Origin of the sequence: Streptomyces sp. NPDC050287 (assembly GCF_044459385.1) — a bacterium.
Classification (GTDB): Bacteria; Actinomycetota; Actinomycetes; order Streptomycetales; family Streptomycetaceae; genus Streptomyces.
Window position 1 is genome coordinate 1,015,212 of the sequence record NZ_JBITIY010000002.1, and the last position, 16,792, is coordinate 1,032,003.

A 16,792-nucleotide genomic window follows, 5' to 3' on the forward strand; every position below is an offset into this window, starting at 1 on the left:
ACGGGAGCCGGGTCGCCCGCGGAGTCGACCCGGCTCCCGCATGCCGGAAGGCGCTCCCGACGGTCAGGGCTCCACAGGAGCGCGTGGGTGTTCCCGGCCCCCGCCGGCGAGGCAAGAGGCACGGGCCGCCTCGGGCCCTCGCCGGCGGGCCGACGTCGCACACCGAGTCCGTCGTGGAGGCGCCGAGCCGGCCACGGCAAAGAGGACGTGGTCGCCGCCCTGCGGCACTGAAACGCCAAACGGCTGACCGGGTACGGCGATTACCGCCGACCGCCCGTGTGCTCGCCCGACGCCGCGCTGTCACGCCCGGACAGACAGCGGTTCACGGCCGGGCCGGGAGACGGCGCTGACGTCGCAGCAGCCGCGCCGAGCCCGGCGGGCGCAGGTCGGCGGATCACCCTCACCCACTTCCGTTCTGGGCCTCGGCACACCGAGAAGGCGGCCGCCCAGCGGTAGGTCCTGCCCCCCGACGTCGAACGATCCCCCTGCTCTCCGGAGACGAGCGCCTCTGGCCGAAAGGCAGACAGTCGTTCGGCTGAAATGTGGCATGCTTCCTGCATTCACCGCGCCGCACGCCCGCGCCAGCCGCCTTCCGTGTGGCCACGGCTCTTGGGGTGGCTCGTGGACCGGTTTACCCAGCGACCCCCTGCGGGCGGAACAGGTGCCGTGCCGGCGCCGGTGCGCGGCCGGGACGACGAACTGGCATTCATCGACGCCCGACTCGACGCCCTTTCCCGAGGCCATGGCGGGATCGTGTGCGTCGAGGGCGCGCCAGGCAGTGGCAAGACCCGGCTCCTGGCTGAGGGGTACGCCGCCGCGGTGCGGCGGGGCATCCGGGCGTTCAGGGGAGGAGCGGATCCCGACGAACACTTCGTGCCCCTCGGTCCGCTGCTGGACGGTCTGTTGTCGGGAGTCGAGCCTCTGCTCGACACGGCGACGGTGCGAGAGCTCTCGGCGACGCCCGACCAGCGGTTCTGGCTGCTTCAGGAGCTGCAGGACCGGCTGGAGCAGACGGCCCTCGATACACCGCTGCTGATACTCCTCGACGACCTGCAGTGGTGCGACGACCTGACACTTCTCGCCCTGCGAACCCTCTCGGCCAGACTTTCGTCGCACGCGATCCTGTGGGTGGTGGCCCTTCGCAGCGGGACCGGCGTCCCGTCGGTGCGCGTGGCACTGGACCGGCTCCGGGAGGCCGGCGCACACGAGTTGCGCCTCGGGCCGCTCACCGACGAGGCGGTCGCGCAGATCGCCGAGGACGTCCTGGGAGCAGCGCCCGATCGGGCTGTCCTGAGGGTCGCCCGCCGGGCCGAGGGCATGCCGCTGCTGCTGGTGGAACTGCTCGGCGGGCTCCGTGACGAGGATTCGGTGATCGTCGACGACCAGGTGGCACGGTTGTCGCGTGACCTGATCCCCGAGCGCCTGCGCTCCTCCGTCCAGCGGCGTCTCGATCAGCTCTCCGGACCGGCCCGCGAGGTCGTGCAGGCCGCCTCAGCGGTGGGCCGCACCGTCCCCATCGATCTGCTGGCCGAGCTGATGGGCAGACCGGCGGCCACCCTGATCGCGCCCGTGCGGGAGTCCCTCGACTCCGACCTGCTGGTCGACCAGGACGGTCACCTGCGGTTCCGCCATGACCTGATCCGCGAGGCCGTCGACGGCAGCCTCCCCGCGTCCGTACGCCGGGCCCTGCGGCGCCAGGCCGCCGACGTGTTGCTGGCACGCGGTGCCCCGGTGCTCGAAACCGCCACGCTGCTGGCCGACAGCGCGGACATCGGCGACCGCTCGGCCGTCGGACTGCTCCGTGGCGCCGCGGCCGAACTCGCGCCCACCGCGCCCACTTCGGCGGCGGAACTCAGCGGCCGGGCCCTGGCACTCACCGCCCAGCAGGCCCCGGAACGGTCGGCGATCGTCGCCGAGACCATCCTCCTTCTCTGGCAGGCGGGGCAGGCCGCACGAGCCCGCGCGCTGGGTGCCTCGACGCTGCCCGGCAGCATGCGGACCGAGGACGAAGCACAGGTGCGGCTCAATCTGGCCCGCATGTCCAGCCAGTACGACTTCACGGAGGCCGTCCGGCAGGCTCGTACCGGCGCGGCGCTGCCCGGCATCCCGGCAACGCTGCGGGCCCAGCTGCTGGCGCTGCTGTGCCTCAACCTGTCCATGGTCGGCGACATCGAGGCGACCGCCCACGCCGTGACCGAGGCACTGGAGGCCGCCGCGCAGGCGGGGGACCGGGCCGCCGAGGCGACCGCGATCGCCGTCGACTCGGTCGTGCTCTTCTACCGGATGGACTGGAGCGAGTCGTTCCGGCTGGCGGACCGGGCCGCCGCCGTGGCCGCCGGTCTCGGGATCGCGCACTCGCTGTGGGTACCCGAGGCACTCTGGACGACATTCCTGCTCAACGCGGCGGGGCGATCCGCCGAAGCGCTCGCGGCGTCCGCGGCAGGCGTCCGCGAGACCCGGCAGCAGGGCCAGGCCGCCGCCATGCTCCTGTGGCTCATGAACCGCTCGCGCACCCTCCTGGACGCGGGGAGGCTGGCCGACGCCCGAGCCGAAGCGGAAGGCGCGTCGGCCATGGTGGATGAGCTGGGCATGGGCAACTTCGCCGACGCCACGCTGCTGTACACGCTGGTGCGCGTCGCCCTCCACACGAACGACCTGGACGCCGCCCGCGCCCATGTCGAGCAGGGGAGGCGGATGCTGAACGACGAGGCGCCGCTCGTCCGCAACGTGGGCTCGTGGATGGCCGCACTGCTGGCGGACTTCGAGGGCCGCCCCGACGACGCCATGGCGGTGCTCGACGAAGCGGCGGGGGCGCTTGCCGAGGAGAGGCCCTCCCTTGCCAGCCCGGACGATCCCGCCGACGCGCCGGTCTTCGTCCGTATGGCGTTGCGTGCCGGAGCGCGCGAGCGCGCCGAACTGGCGGTCCGCGTGGCGGAGCGACGGGCCACGCTCAACCCGGCGTTCCCGATCCTGGCGGCCGCGGCCGCGCACGCCCGGGGGCTGCTCGACAACGACCTCGCCCACCTCCTGCGTGCGGTCGGCCTGTACGACGACTGCCCCCGGCTCCTGGCACGGGCATCGGCGGTGGAGGACGCCGGACGCAAGCTGGCCGCCACCCGTGTGTCCGAAGCCGTGCCCTACCTCGATTCGGCACACGCCCTCTATACGGAGGCCGGCGCCGAGTGGGACGCCGCACGGGTCCGCCGCCGCCTGCGGGCCGTGGGCGTCCGGCGTACCACGTCCGCGGGTTCCGTGAAGGGGTGGCCGGAGCTGACCGTCTCGGAAGTCGGTGTGGTGCGGCTCGTCGCACAGGGACTGACGAACCGGCAGGTCGCGGAGCGCCTCTCCCTCTCACCGCACACGGTGAGCTCGCATCTGCGACGCGCGTTCACCAAGCTCGCCCTCACCTCGCGCGTGGAGCTGGCCCACCTGGTGGCCAGCCGCGACAGCGGAGAGTAACCGCGTCGTATCACACGACGGATTCCCTCGGCTTGACGAACCGTGCGATGTGCGGGCACAGGCGGGCCGCCAGGATGGTGATAGGCGCTTGAAACTTGAAAGGCGGCGGAATCATGACGCCAGTCGCATCTCCGCCCGACGAAGACCGCCACGTGGACAGCCTCCTCACCACGGATTCGGTGCCCGCCCCCCAAAGACGCACGTACTGGTGCGAGGCCCTGTCCCGGACGTTCACCGCCGTCGACATCGTCGTCCCCGACGACGTGTACTCGGGCACCATCCGCACCTCCCGACTCGGCCACCTTCAGGTCGTCACAGTGGAATGCGATTCCCTGCGGGCCGTCCGCACCCCACGCCTGATCGCCCGGGGCAACACCGAGAACCTGATCGTGCGACTCCAGGGCAAGGGCGTGGCCAGGCTCGAACAGGACGGCCGCGAGGCCTGCCTGCGAGCCGGGGAGATCGTCATCTACGACATGGCCCGCCCCCACAGGATGGAGTTCCCCGAACGCCTCCAGACGAAGTCCGTCCTCCTCCCCAGGGGGCTTCTGGGCCTGGGCGAGTCGGACCTGCGGCAGATCACGGCATCTCCCGTTCGCCCCGACACGGCACTCGGCGGACTGCTGTCGATCATGCTGTCCCGGATCGCGGATACCGCGGGAACGTTTCGGCCGCGCACTGGCGAGTTGCTCGCCCGCAATGTCGTGGATCTGCTCACCGTCCTGGCCGATGAACAACTCGGCAGGGACTCCGAGGGGACGCCGAGCGGCGACGCGGTGTTGTCGCTGCGGATCCGGACGTTCATCGACCGGCACCTGGCGGATCCCGACCTGACCCCGGAGGCCATCGCGCGGGCCCACCACATCTCCGTGCGCTACCTGCACAAGATCTTCGAGGGGGAGGACACCACGGTCAGCCGCTGGATCCAGAGCCGCCGCCTGGAAGCGTGCCGACGGGATCTGATGCTTCGCCGGACGGCCAATCGGACCATCGTCGCGGTGGCACACCGCTGGGGTTTCACCAGCGCCGCCCACTTCAGCCGGGTGTTCCGGACCGCCTACGGGATGTCCCCCAGCGAGTGGCGCGACGCCCCCAGGCCGTAGCCGCGCCCCTCCGGGTGGTCAACGAGCTCAGCGGCAAGTGCCTGGACGTCTCGGGAGCCTCCACGGCCGACGGCGCCGCCGTCATCCAGTACACCTGCAACGGTGCCACCAACCAGATGTTCACCCTCAACCCCGTCACGGCACTCGGCAACAGCAAGGACTACCAGCTGGTCGCCGTCCACAGCGGCAAGTGCGTCGACGTCAGCCAGATCTCGACGGCCACCGGTGCGAAGATCCACCAGTGGACCTGCGACCCGGCGAGCGCGCTGAACAACAAGAAGAACCAGATCTGGCGCCTCCAGGGCATCGGCTGACCTGTGTTCCTTCCATGGGGGCCCCGGCCACAGGGGGAGCCCCCATGGGCCGACGTCTCCCTGGAACTCGGTGTCAAAGCCGTCGGGCAACGCCTTGAGCCGGATCAGACGGTGATCGCCTGCCGGCACCCGGCCGCGTTCACCGATCAGCGGCCAGCACTGCCGCCAGGCCCTCTTGCAGATCTTTGACGAAATATTCGGGAACTTCCAGCGACGGGAAATGTCCCCCGATTTCGGGTGACCTCCATCGGACGATCTGTCGGTACCGCTCCTGTGCCCAGGGGCGCGGAGTCTTCTCGATGTCGCGGGGATACATACTGATCGCTGACGGGACGTCGACCCGGAGTTCCGGGTCCAGCGAGTTGTGGCTTTCGTAGTAAATGCGGGCCGCCGATGCGCCGGTCCGCGTCAGCCAATACAGGGTGACGTCGTCAAGAACGCTGTCTATGGAAATCGTCTCGAACGGGCTGTCCTCGTTGTCCGACCACTCGGCGAACTTGTCAAGGATCCACGCAAGAAGCCCGACCGGTGAGTCGACGAGCGAGTAGCCGATGGTCTGCGGCCGGGTCGCCTGCTGCTTCGCGTACGCCGCGTGGTGGCGCCAGAAATCGCGGGTTTCCTCGGTCCACCTGCGCTCAACCGCCGTCAGCCCGTCCGTTGTCAACCCGGGCGGCGCCTCCGCGAACGTTGTGTGGATGCCTAGAACGTGCGCCGGGAACCTGCCGCCGAGAACCGTCGTGATATTACCTCCCCAATCGCCGCCGTGGGCTGCGAACTTGCTGTAGCCGAGCCTTCCCATCAGTTCCACCCACGCGGCCGCGATCTTTTCGGTTCCCCACCCGGTGGTGGCCGGCTTGTCGCTGTAACCAAAGCCTGGCAGCGACGGGACCACGACGTGGAACGCCGGCGCGTCTGCATCTTTCGGATCTGCCAGTTCGTCTACTACATCGATGAACTCAGCAATGCTGCCTGGCCAGCCGTGCGTCAAGATCAGAGGAGTGGCATCCGCGCGCGCGGATCGGCGGTGCAGGAAGTGGATTCCCAGATCGTCAATGGTCGTGCGGAACTGGCCGATACGGTCAAGGCGCTCCTCGAACGACCGCCAGTTGTACCCGGTGCGCCAGTAGTTCACGACATCGACGAGGTCGGCGAGAGGAACGCCCTGTTCCCATCGGCGAGGGCCGGGCGCGGCGCCGTACACCGTCTCAGCTTCCGGCAGCCGGACCGCGGTCAGTCGCGCGCGCAGATCGTCGAGGTCGGCGTCGGTTGCGTGGGCTTCAAATGCTTGCACGTCACCGGTTGGACGGGGCATGAGACCTCCTGGCCGTCGCGGAACCGGCTACGACCTATCGCGAACCGGCTTAGACGGTTCTAGCAGGCCTCCACGCCGACGTGCAACCAGCTAAGGTGGTTCCATGCGCGCTGGATTCCCTGACTTCCGCCTCGGCAACGTGCTGGCGACCAGCTTCACGGGGACTCTGTCGGAGCGTCATGGCGACGCCGTGGAGCGCATTCCCACGCCGCACCGACTCATCGACTGGCTGGCAGTGAACGGCCTCGCCGTGGACTCCTGCACCACTGCCCAGCTCGACCTCGCTCGGGAACTGAGGGAGTCGATTCACGCCGCCGCGACAGCGGCCGCGATCCAGGACGCTCTCCCCGCGTCTGCTGTCCAAGTCATCAATGACTGCAGCTCTCAGGGTCGGGCCGCGGCGATCCTGACGCCCGAGGGCAAGCGGCGATGGCGGCTCAGCTCGGCTTCCTGCGTGGAAGATGCCCTCAGCGTTATCGCCGCCGACGCGATCAGCATCATCGCGGGCGAACGAGACGGAAAACTGGCCTTGTGCGCGTCACCAACCTGCCAAGCCGCCTTCTTCGACACCAGCCAAAGCCGCACCCGCAAATGGTGTGACATGAACACGTGCGGGAATCGTCAAAAGAAAGCGCGCTTCAACGCCAACCAGCGCAAAAAACCCAGATCAGCGGAGTGATCTTTACCTCCGTACATCCAAGTGGCCCATGACGCCGACGAGGGCCGCTCGGTCGGGAACGTGCGGGTCGTCCGGAACAAGATCAGCACGCACCCGGACACTCTGCCCGCCATACCGCCCATGGCAGACCCTCGGCTCGGCTTTGTCCCCGTAGGGGGTTTGTGGTGGTGAGTTGGCGGGGCGCGAATCGGATCAGTTCAGCTGTGGTGGGACCCAGGCGTGGTGCCGAAGGATCATCCGCGTTGCGGCGCGGGAGGGTGTCAGCCGCATCGCCGTGTTGCGCAGGGTGACGGCCAGTGGATGGGAGAGCTGCTGGCCCATCCGCCCAGCCTGCCGGGCCGCCCGCGCGACCGCCTGGCTGCGCGGCCGGCGCTCGGCGTCGTAGCGGGCGAGCGCGGCTTCGACGGTGGGCTCGGTGGCGAGCGCGGCGGCCAAGGTGACCGCGTCCTCCAACGCCTGGCAGGCGCCCTGCCCGAGGTTGGGGGTCATCGCGTGCGCCGCGTCGCCGAGCAGAGCGATCCGGCCGACGGCGTACGAGGGGAGCGGCGTGCGGATTTCGCTGACGTCGTGGTGCAGCACGGCGGTGGGCCGGGTCGCGTCGAACAGCGTGGGGATCGGGTCGTGCCAGTTGCGGAACTTCCGGCGCAGTTCGGCCAGTGGGTCGGCGAACCGCGTCCCGGCAGGCAGGTTGAGGACGGCGTGCCACTCGGCCCGCCCGTCACGGAAGGCGATGTGTCCGAACTCGGCCCCCTGCCCCCAGGTCAGCTCGAAGTCGGTGCGCAGTTCGACCGCCTGCTCGGTGATGGCGCGCAGCACCGTCGAGCCGCTGTAGACCGGGCCGGGGTGGGCTGGGAAGAGAAGGCCGCGCACCTTGCTGCCGATGCCGTCGGCCGCCACCACCAGATCGGCGTCAAGGACCGTGTCGCCGCAGCCGACTCGAACGGTCCCGGGGCCGATCTGCCGGACCGAGCCGGCCTCGGAGCCGATCAGCAGTGCCTCGGTGGGCAGAGCATCGCGAAGCAGCCGGTGCAAGGTGGAGCGAGGGATGCCCATGATCGGCGTGCCCACCGCCTTCTCCAGCACCGCGCCGTCCATCCGGGCCAGCCAACCGCCCTCTGGCGTGCGGGTGCCGCCTCTGTACTGGCCGCGCGAGGCATCCCGTACCGCCTCGCCGACACCGAGTCCGTCCAGTGCCCGAAGGCCGTTGGCGGCCAGTGAGATGCCCGCCCCCGCGTCCTCAAGCGTGGACGCGCGCTCGACGACCGTCACTTCCCATCCGATGCGGCGCAGGCCGATCGCGGCGGCCAGCCCGCCGATGCCCCCTCCGACCACCACTGCCGTGTTGCGCATGCCGAAGCCCCCCCTTCTTCTACATCCGTAGAAGACAACCCTATCCGAGGCTCTACAGGTGTAGAAAGGAGCCATGGCTTCGGATCGGCGCACCCTCCTCGCGGACGCGGCTCTCGACGTACTCGCCGACGAAGGGATCCGCGGCCTGACCCACCGGGCAGTCGACCGTAAAGCGGCTCTTCCTCCCGGCACCACGTCGGCGTACTTCCGCACCCGGGCCGCGCTGCTCACCGGACTCGTCACTCGGCTGGTCCAACTCGACCAGGAGGAACTGCAAACGATGGCCGAGCATCTCCCGGCCATCCGCACCGCCGAGGAACTGGTGGACGGCATGGCGCTGCTCACCCGACAGCGACTCACCGGACAGGGCCGCCGTCGCTCGCTCGCCCGTTACGCCTGCGCCGTCGAGAGCGTGCGAGACCCTGAGCTGCGCGAGATCCTCGTCCCCCGCGAGAACGCCGGCCGCGAGGCCGTCCGACTGTTCCTCGCCGGTCAGGGCGTGACGGATGTCGAGAACCGCACGCACACCCTGCTGACCTGCATCGACGGGCTGATCTTCGACCGGCTGGTGAGCGGCGGCGAAGTGCCGCGCGAACCTCTCGAAGGCATCGTCGCCGCCGCCTTGCGTTAGGACCCAGCCGCCCACGGACCCGGGCCGAGCAGCGCGCCCTCGGTTAGAAAGCACGCCTCCCTCTGCCGCCCACACCCTCAGTCTGAAAGGGTCGATAGAGACATCCGTCGCCTTCGAGCAACCTCCTCAACGCGACGAGCCGGCAAAACCAAAAGCCCGTCAACACAGCATTTCTGCTGGTCAACGGGCTTTTCGACACCCTATGTCTGGGTGCCCCCGGCAGGATTCGAACCTGCGCACACGGCTCCGGAGGCCGTTGCTCTATCCCCTGAGCTACGGGGGCGTGTCGGTGGCGGAGCTGCTTGCTCGCGGCGACGGGTAGAACACTACCAGCTCCCCTGAGGTGATCAGGAACGGGTTTCCCGGCGTCACGGGGCCGGTGTCGCCCGCACGGGGTGGAAGTGGCTAAAACCCGGACGCGGTGGCCGGTCCCGACCTACTCTCGAGTTGTGCCAGGCGCCTTTGGCCGGGTGCTTGTTGTGGACGACAACAAGGTCATCCGGCAGCTGATCAGGGTCAATCTCGAACTTGAGGGTTTCGAGGTGGTGACCGCGGCCGATGGTGTCGAGTGTCTGGATGTCGTTCATCAGGTGCGGCCCGATGTGATCACCCTCGATGTCGTGATGCCTCGACTGGACGGCCTGCGGACCGCCGCACGGCTGCGTTCCGATCCCCGGACCCGTGATCTTCCCCTCGCCATCGTCAGCGCCTGCACTCAGTACGAGGTCGACTCCGGCCTCGATGTCGGCGTCGACGCCTTCCTCGCCAAGCCGTTCGAGCCTGCTGAACTCGTACGTCTCGTGCGGGAGTTGGCCGAGGCGGGGAGGGGTGAGGGAGCCGTGGAGGGCGACGCCGAGGGCGCTGCGTTCGACGAGATCCTCGGAGGCGCCGACGACATCCTCGGGGGCACCGGAGAGGCCGAGCGGGCCGGGCACGCCGGAGGCTGAGCGGACCCGGCGAGTCGGCCGCTGAGCGGACCCGGTGAGTCGGCGGCTGGACGAACTGAGTCGGCGGACTGGTCGAGCTGAGTCGGCGGGTGGTCGAAACGAGTCGGCGGCTGATCGGTGGAGGATCCCCCGCCCCCCGCCCCGCCCCGTCCACATGCCGGACCCCGCTAAAACCGGCTCGCCTACCCACCCCCCTCCTCCCCTACGCTTGTCCCGTGACCCCCGTCGAGCTCTCTCGTACCGTGCTGCGCGCGGTGCGTCGTGCTGTCGACGCGGGGGAGCTGAGTGTGACCGTTCCGGAGCGGGTCGTGGTCACGCCCCCCGGGCCCGGGGGGCGTGGGGACTACGCCACCAACATCGCCCTTCAGCTCGCGCGGCCGGCCGAGCGGACGCCCCGCTACGTCGCCGAGGTGCTCCGAGGTCATCTGCTCGGCGCCGACGGTGTCGACGATGTGGCCATCACGGGACCGGGGTTCCTGAACATCAGCCTCCTCCGCGTCGCTTCCGCCGCTCTCGTCGAGGAGATCCTGAGCAAGGGGCACGCCTACGGACACACCGGCGCGCCCAGCGGACCGGCCCGGAGGATCCAGGAGCCCCAGAAGGCTCCTGTGCTTCATAGGGCTCAGATGGCTCAGAAGGTTCAGGAGAGCGTCCTGCGACTGCGCGCCGCCGACGAAGTCCGTGCCGTCGTCGTCGCGGATGCCGTCGCCCGCCTCCTCCGTTCGCAGGGCACCCTCGTGCGCGTCACCTGCGAAGGCCGCCCCCAGCCGGGATGGCAGAGCGTCCTCGGTGTGCGGGTGGATGCGGACGCGCGCGGGGATGCCTTCGTGTCCCGCGGTCCTGACTCCCCGGCCCCTGTCGAGGTTGAGGTACGACCCGTTCCCGCCCCCGCCGATCCGCTCCCGCTCGGACGTGACGCCGGTCGTTGGGCCCTCCTCCATCCGGCCGCCCATGACCGGCCCCGGATCGGCGACGAGCACCTCGTGCAGCGTGAGGGCAATCCCCTCTTCCGCGTCCGTTACGCCCACGCCCGCATCCGAGCCCTCAGCCGCAACGCCGCCGACCTCGGTTTCCACGCCGAACCCGGCGACGTACACCCAGGTCACCCCCGTCACCCCGGTCCGACCACCGAGACGGCCCCCGCCCCCCTCCTCACCCCCCTGGCCGACCACCCCCGCATCCTCGCCGCGGCCGCCGCCCACCGTGCCCCCGACCGTCTCGCCCGGCACCTCGTCACCGTCGCCGATGCCGTTCTGCCCTTTCTTGTCACCGTCCTTCCGCGCGGCGAGGAGAAACCCTCGGCCGCCCACCGTGCCCGGCTCGCTCTTGCCGAAGTCGCCGGGACGGTGCTGGCCGGCGGCCTGGCCCTGCTCGGCATCGACGCACCCGACCACCTGTGACGACAGCGCACAGAAAGCCGAAGAAGAGACCCAGACATGAGCCGTTCCGCACACCCCGCCGGGCCCCGTCACGCCGATGTGCTCCCCGAAGGGCACTACTCCGCGCCGCCCGCCGACCTGAACACCCTCGACCCGAAGGTGTGGGCGCAGACCGTCGGCCGTGACGCCGACGGCGTCGTCACCGTCGGCGGTATCGATGTGAAGACGCTCGCCGAGGAGCACGGCACCCCCGCATACGTCATCGACGAGGCGGACTTCAGGCAGCGGGCCCGTGCCTGGCGCAGCGCCTTCGGGGCCGACGCCGATGTCTTCTACGCCGGGAAGGCGTTCCTGTCCCGGGCGGTCGTGCGGTGGCTGCACGAGGAGGGGCTCAACCTGGACGTGTGCTCCGGCGGGGAGCTCGCCACCGCGCTGACCGCCGGGATGCCCGCCGACCGCATCGCCTTCCACGGCAACAACAAGTCCACCGGAGAGATCCGCAGGGCCATCGAGGCGGGGGTCGGGCGGATCGTTCTCGACTCCTTCCAGGAGATCGTCCGCGTCGCCCACATCGCCCAGTCCCTCGGCAAGCGGCAGCGCGTGCAGATCCGTATCACCGTGGGCGTGGAAGCGCACACGCACGAGTTCATCGCCACCGCCCACGAGGACCAGAAGTTCGGCATCCCGCTGGCCGGGGGGCAGGCGGCGGAGGCCGTACGGCGGGCTCTGCAGCTCGACGGGCTCGAGCTGATCGGGATTCACTCCCACATCGGGTCGCAGATCTTCGACATGTCCGGGTTCGAGGTGGCCGCCCATCGCGTGGTCGGGCTGCTGAAGGACATCCGGGACGAGCACGGGGTCGAGTTGCCCGAGATCGATCTGGGTGGCGGGCTCGGCATCGCCTACACCAGCGACGACGATCCCCGTGAGCCGCACGAGATCGCCAAGGCGCTGACCGAGATCGTCAGCCGCGAGTGCGACGCCGCCCGGCTCCGTACGCCCCGCATCTCCGTCGAGCCGGGGCGGGCCATCGTCGGGCCGACCGCCTTCACGCTCTACGAGGTCGGCACCATCAAGCCCCTCGACGGGCTGCGGACATACGTCTCCGTCGACGGTGGCATGTCCGACAACATCCGTACGGCGCTGTACGACGCCGAGTACAGCGTCGCCCTCGTCTCCCGTAGCTCAGACGCCGCGCCCATGCTCGCCCGGGTCGTCGGCAAGCACTGTGAGAGCGGGGACATCGTGGTGAAGGACGCGTTCCTGCCGGCCGACCTGGCACCGGGTGACCTCATCGCCGTACCGGCCACGGGCGCGTACTGCCGGTCGATGGCCAGCAACTACAACCACGTGCTGCGGCCGCCCGTTGTCGCCGTCAACGAGGGCGAGTCCCGTGTCATCGTCCGCCGCGAGACGGAGGAGGACCTGCTGCGCCTCGACGTCGGGTGAGGCACTGGGAGAACCAAGGACAGCCCAGGAGAACCCAGAAGAGCCCGAGAGAGCCCAAGAGAGCCCAAGAGAGCCCAGGAAAACCGGAGCTGGAAGATCTCCTGTCGTCGGGCCCCGTACAAATGAAATAGATGTCTCACGATCCGGACATGGGATAGAAAGTCCCGTCCGGTGAGTGAGACTGGACCAACCGTAGACGGTATGAGGAAACGAGGTCGGATGATGCGTACGCGTCCGCTGAAGGTGGCGCTGCTGGGCTGTGGAGTGGTCGGCTCAGAGGTGGCGCGCATCATGACGACGCACGCCGCCGACCTCGCCGCCCGCATCGGCGCCCCCGTGGAGCTCGCGGGCGTGGCCGTACGGCGGCCGGGCAAGGTACGTGACGGCATCGACCCCAGCCTGGTCACCACCGACGCCACCGCCCTCGTCAAACGCGGCGACATCGACGTGGTCGTCGAGGTCATCGGGGGCATCGAGCCCGCCCGTACGCTCATCACCACCGCCTTCGAGCACGGCGCCTCCGTCGTCTCCGCCAACAAGGCGCTGCTCGCCCAGGACGGCGCCGACCTGCACGCGGCGGCGGAGGCGAACAGCAAGGACCTCTACTACGAGGCCGCCGTCGCCGGTGCCATCCCGCTGATCCGGCCGCTGCGCGAGTCGCTGGCCGGCGACAAGGTCAACCGGGTGCTCGGGATCGTCAACGGCACCACCAACTTCATCCTCGACAAGATGGACAGCACGGGGGCCGGCTACCAGGAGGCCCTCGACGAGGCCACCGCCCTCGGGTACGCGGAGGCCGACCCGACCGCCGACGTCGAGGGCTTCGACGCCGCCGCCAAGGCCGCCATCCTCGCCGGGATCGCCTTCCACACGCGCGTACGCCTCGACGACGTCTACCGCGAGGGCATGACCGAGGTGACGGCGGCCGACTTCGCCTCCGCAAGGGAGATGGGCTGCACCATCAAGCTGCTCGCCATCTGCGAGCGAGCCGCCGACGGTGCGTCCGTCACCGCGCGCGTGCACCCCGCGATGATTCCGCTGACCCATCCGCTGGCCTCCGTGCGCGGCGCGTACAACGCGGTGTTCGTCGAGTCGGACGCCTCAGGCCAGCTCATGTTCTACGGCCCCGGCGCCGGCGGCGCCCCCACCGCCTCCGCCGTCCTCGGCGACCTGGTCGCGGTCTGCCGCAACCGGCTCAACGGCGCCACGGGGCCCGGCGAGTCCTCGTACGCGGCGCTGCCCGTGTCCGGCATGGGCGAGGTCGTCACGCGCTACCACATCAGCCTCGACGTCGCTGACAAACCGGGTGTTCTCGCCCAGGTCGCCACCGTGTTCGCCGAACACGGGGTGTCCATCGATACGGTTCGGCAGCAGGGGAAGGACGGCGAGGCGTCCCTCGTCGTCGTCACGCACCGAGCGTCCGACGCCGCCCTCGGCGGCACCGTCGAGGCGTTGCGCAAGCTCGACACCGTGCGTGGTGTCGCCAGCATCATGCGGGTTGAAGGAGAGTAACCAGCAATGACCCACCAGTGGCGCGGCATTATCGAGGAGTACCGGGACCGGCTTCCCGTGTCCGACACCACGCCGGTCGTGACGCTCCGTGAGGGCGGCACGCCTCTCGTGCCCGCGCAGGTGCTCTCCGAGCGCACCGGCTGCGAGGTCCACCTCAAGGTGGAGGGCGCCAACCCCACCGGCTCCTTCAAAGACCGCGGTATGACCATGGCCATCACGCGGGCCAAGGAGGAGGGTGCGAAGGCGGTCATCTGCGCCTCCACCGGCAACACGTCCGCCTCCGCCGCCGCGTACGCCGTGCGCGCGGGAATGGTTTCGGCCGTTCTCGTCCCGCGGGGCAAGATCGCGCTCGGCAAGATGGGCCAGGCTCTCGTGCACGGCGCGAAGATCCTTCAGGTCGACGGCAACTTCGACGACTGCCTCACGCTCGCCCGCGCCCTGAGCGACAACTACCCTGTGTCGCTGGTCAATTCGGTCAACCCGGTACGTATCGAGGGCCAGAAGACCGCCGCGTTCGAGATCGTCGACATGCTCGGTGACGCCCCCGACGTCCATGTCCTCCCGGTCGGCAACGCGGGCAACATCACCGCGTACTGGAAGGGGTACAAGGAGTACGCCGCCGACGGCGTGGCCGGAAAGACCCCCCGGATGTGGGGTTTTCAGGCGTCCGGCAGCGCCCCGATCGTGCGCGGCGAGATCGTCAAGGACCCGTCGACCATCGCCACCGCGATCCGCATCGGCAACCCCGCGTCCTGGCAGTACGCGCTGGCCGCCCGGGACGAGTCGGGCGGCTTCATCGACGAGGTGACGGACCGTGAGATCCTGCGCGCCTACCGGCTGTTGGCGGCTCAGGAGGGCGTGTTCGTCGAGCCCGCGTCCGCCGCGTCCGTCGCCGGTCTGCTGAAGGCGGCCGAGCAGGGCAAGGTCGATCCGGGCCAGCGGATCGTGTGCACCGTCACCGGCAACGGCCTCAAGGACCCCGACTGGGCCGTGGCCGGCGCCCCGCAGCCGGTGACCGTCCCGGTCGACGCGGCGACGGCGGCCGAGCGACTGGGCCTCGCCTGAGCCGTGCGACGGCCTCCGGGAACGGGTAAGACCTACGGGTAAGACCTAGAGGAAAGCCCGAGAAGGGGTGCACAAGGGGCTTACGACACGCATCGTGCGCCTCCTGTGCGCCCTATGTCGCCACAGAACCTTCCTTCGATAGGCTGTACCGAACCCGCCCGCCGCATATGCCTTCGCATCCGGCCGGGTGCCGCGCCGTCTCCGCGGCCCGGAAGCGGTCCCACGGTCCTCACGGAGTCCTCGGAGGCACCTGGGGTCACAGGGATCCCAGGGTCCTCAGATTTGTATCGAATGTCTTCGACAGTCACGCAGCTCAAGGAGAGTCATCGAGCGATGGCCGGTCCAGCCTTCCGCGCCGCCGCCGTCCGGGTGCGCGTCCCCGCCACCAGCGCCAACCTCGGCCCGGGCTTCGACGCCCTCGGCCTGTCGCTGGGGCTCTACGACGACGTGGTCGTCCGGGTGGCCGACTCCGGGCTGCACATCGACATCGCGGGCGAGGGGAGCGAGACACTCCCGCGTGACGAAAACCACCTTCTCGTACGGTCCCTGCGCACCGCCTTCGATCTGCTGGGCGGACAACCGCGCGGCCTGGAAATCGTCTGCGCCAACCGCATTCCGCACGGCCGGGGCCTGGGCTCCTCCTCTGCCGCCATCTGCGCCGGCATCGTCGCCGCTCGCGCCGTGACCATAGGCGGCGACTCCCGCCTCGACGACGCCGCGCTGCTGGAACTCGCCACTGAGATCGAGGGGCATCCCGACAACGTGGCCGCCTGTCTGCTCGGCGGGTTCACGCTCTCCTGGATGGAGGCCGGGGCCGCCCGGGCCATCAGGATGGAGCCCGCCGATTCCATCGTTCCGGTGGTTTTCGTGCCCGGTAAGCCGGTCCTGACGGAGACCGCGCGCGGACTGCTCCCGCGCACCGTGCCGCACGTCGACGCCGCCACCAACGCGGGCCGCGCCGCTCTGCTCGTGGAGGCCCTCACCCGGCGCCCCGAGCTGCTGCTGCCCGCCACCGAGGACCGGCTCCACCAGGAGTACCGGGCGCCGGCCATGCCGGAGAGCGCCGCGCTGGTGGAGCGGCTGCGGGCCGACTCAGTCCCCGCAGTGATCTCCGGCGCGGGACCGACAGTGCTGGCCCTCGCCGACGAGGACAGCGCGGACAAGGTCGCCCGTCTGGCGGGTGAGGGCTGGGCCGCGAACAGGCTGGACCTCGACGCCCAGGGAGCGGTCGTACTGCCGCTCGCGACGACCACCAGCGACATCTGACAGTGACATGTGAAAACCGGCGGAGCTCGCCGGATTTCGAGAGGGGGGAATGTTTGTTGGATCCGGTAGTGTTAATCTCAAGTCTGCACCCGACCCCACCATGGCGAGGTGCTTCACGTCCCCGTCCGGGACAGACATTCTTCCGGGAGCCTCCCAAGCCGCACTGTGTTTCGTACGACGTACGTGGGAAGTACGCCGTACGCGGGCACTGAGCGACCTGCCGGGCACGCTCCGGAACCGGTGCGACCAAGCCACGTGACACGGACACTCAGTGCCACGGCTTTCGGAAGCGCCGTCATCACATTCCTCCGCCGCCTTAGGCGGAC

The 16,792-nt window shown here is 69.8% G+C and carries 13 protein-coding genes and 1 tRNA gene; 11 read left to right on the forward strand and 3 right to left on the reverse strand.

Going from position 1 to position 16,792, the window contains the following annotated elements; translation table 11 throughout:
- The first annotated feature begins 666 nt into the window (after positions 1-666).
- The 3 genes from ACIBK3_RS10005 (at position 667) to ACIBK3_RS10015 (ending at position 4,876) form a co-directional block, all read left to right on the forward strand.
- Positions 667-3,459: an ATP-binding protein gene (locus ACIBK3_RS10005; RefSeq protein ID WP_399363731.1), complete on the forward strand. Its 2,793-nt coding sequence runs from the start codon at positions 667-669 to the stop codon at positions 3,457-3,459.
- Between the two features lie 113 nt (positions 3,460-3,572).
- Positions 3,573-4,562 (forward strand): helix-turn-helix domain-containing protein, encoded by a 990-nt coding sequence (locus tag ACIBK3_RS10010; protein WP_399363733.1) that lies wholly within the window; start codon positions 3,573-3,575, stop codon positions 4,560-4,562.
- Positions 4,538-4,876 carry an RICIN domain-containing protein gene (locus ACIBK3_RS10015; RefSeq protein WP_399363735.1) on the forward strand — a complete coding sequence of 113 codons (339 nt, stop codon included), beginning with the start codon at positions 4,538-4,540 and terminating at the stop codon, positions 4,874-4,876. Before ACIBK3_RS10010 ends, ACIBK3_RS10015 begins: the two co-directional genes overlap by 25 nt.
- Before the next feature lie 139 nt (positions 4,877-5,015).
- Here ACIBK3_RS10015 and ACIBK3_RS10020 read toward each other — a convergent pair whose 3' ends face one another.
- On the reverse strand, positions 5,016-6,188 hold the full coding sequence (locus tag ACIBK3_RS10020; protein ID WP_399363737.1) for an epoxide hydrolase family protein: 1,173 nt from the start codon (positions 6,186-6,188) through the stop codon (positions 5,016-5,018).
- Between the two features lie 103 nt (positions 6,189-6,291).
- Between ACIBK3_RS10020 and ACIBK3_RS10025 the strand changes: the two genes are divergently transcribed.
- Positions 6,292-6,867: a CGNR zinc finger domain-containing protein gene (locus ACIBK3_RS10025; protein WP_399363738.1), complete on the forward strand. Its 576-nt coding sequence runs from the start codon at positions 6,292-6,294 to the stop codon at positions 6,865-6,867.
- A 192-nt stretch (positions 6,868-7,059) separates the two neighbouring features.
- Here the strand turns inward: ACIBK3_RS10025 and ACIBK3_RS10030 are convergent, their stop codons facing one another.
- Positions 7,060-8,217 (reverse strand): FAD-dependent monooxygenase, encoded by a 1,158-nt coding sequence (locus ACIBK3_RS10030; RefSeq protein WP_399363740.1) that lies wholly within the window; start codon positions 8,215-8,217, stop codon positions 7,060-7,062.
- A 73-nt stretch (positions 8,218-8,290) separates the two neighbouring features.
- On the opposite strand from ACIBK3_RS10030, the gene ACIBK3_RS10035 reads away from it, so the two are divergent.
- Positions 8,291-8,848, forward strand: a complete 558-nt coding sequence (locus tag ACIBK3_RS10035) for a TetR/AcrR family transcriptional regulator (protein WP_399363742.1) — start codon at positions 8,291-8,293, stop codon at positions 8,846-8,848.
- Between the two features lie 211 nt (positions 8,849-9,059).
- Here the strand turns inward: ACIBK3_RS10035 and ACIBK3_RS10040 are convergent.
- Positions 9,060-9,131 (reverse strand) — tRNA-Arg (locus tag ACIBK3_RS10040).
- Between the two features lie 118 nt (positions 9,132-9,249).
- Between ACIBK3_RS10040 and ACIBK3_RS10045 the strand changes: the two genes are divergently transcribed.
- The 6 genes from ACIBK3_RS10045 to thrB all read left to right on the forward strand — a co-directional run bounded on the left by ACIBK3_RS10045 (position 9,250) and on the right by thrB (position 16,466).
- Entirely contained in the window at positions 9,250-9,795 is a 546-nt protein-coding gene (locus ACIBK3_RS10045; RefSeq protein ID WP_399363744.1) for a PleD family two-component system response regulator, read from the forward strand.
- 215 nt (positions 9,796-10,010) lie between these two features.
- Positions 10,011-11,195, forward strand: a complete 1,185-nt coding sequence (gene nrtL / locus ACIBK3_RS10050) for an ArgS-related anticodon-binding protein NrtL (RefSeq protein WP_399363746.1) — start codon at positions 10,011-10,013, stop codon at positions 11,193-11,195.
- Positions 11,196-11,231: 36 nt separating this feature from the next.
- Positions 11,232-12,623 (forward strand): diaminopimelate decarboxylase, encoded by a 1,392-nt coding sequence (gene lysA / locus ACIBK3_RS10055; protein WP_399363748.1) that lies wholly within the window; start codon positions 11,232-11,234, stop codon positions 12,621-12,623.
- A 219-nt stretch (positions 12,624-12,842) separates the two neighbouring features.
- A complete protein-coding gene (locus tag ACIBK3_RS10060; protein ID WP_399363749.1) occupies positions 12,843-14,135 on the forward strand; it encodes a homoserine dehydrogenase in 1,293 nt (430 codons plus the stop codon).
- Positions 14,136-14,141: 6 nt separating this feature from the next.
- Positions 14,142-15,200 (forward strand): threonine synthase, encoded by a 1,059-nt coding sequence (thrC, locus tag ACIBK3_RS10065; RefSeq protein WP_399363751.1) that lies wholly within the window; start codon positions 14,142-14,144, stop codon positions 15,198-15,200.
- A 333-nt stretch (positions 15,201-15,533) separates the two neighbouring features.
- Positions 15,534-16,466 carry a homoserine kinase gene (gene thrB, locus ACIBK3_RS10070; RefSeq protein WP_399363753.1) on the forward strand — a complete coding sequence of 311 codons (933 nt, stop codon included), beginning with the start codon at positions 15,534-15,536 and terminating at the stop codon, positions 16,464-16,466.
- Positions 16,467-16,792 lie beyond the last annotated feature (326 nt).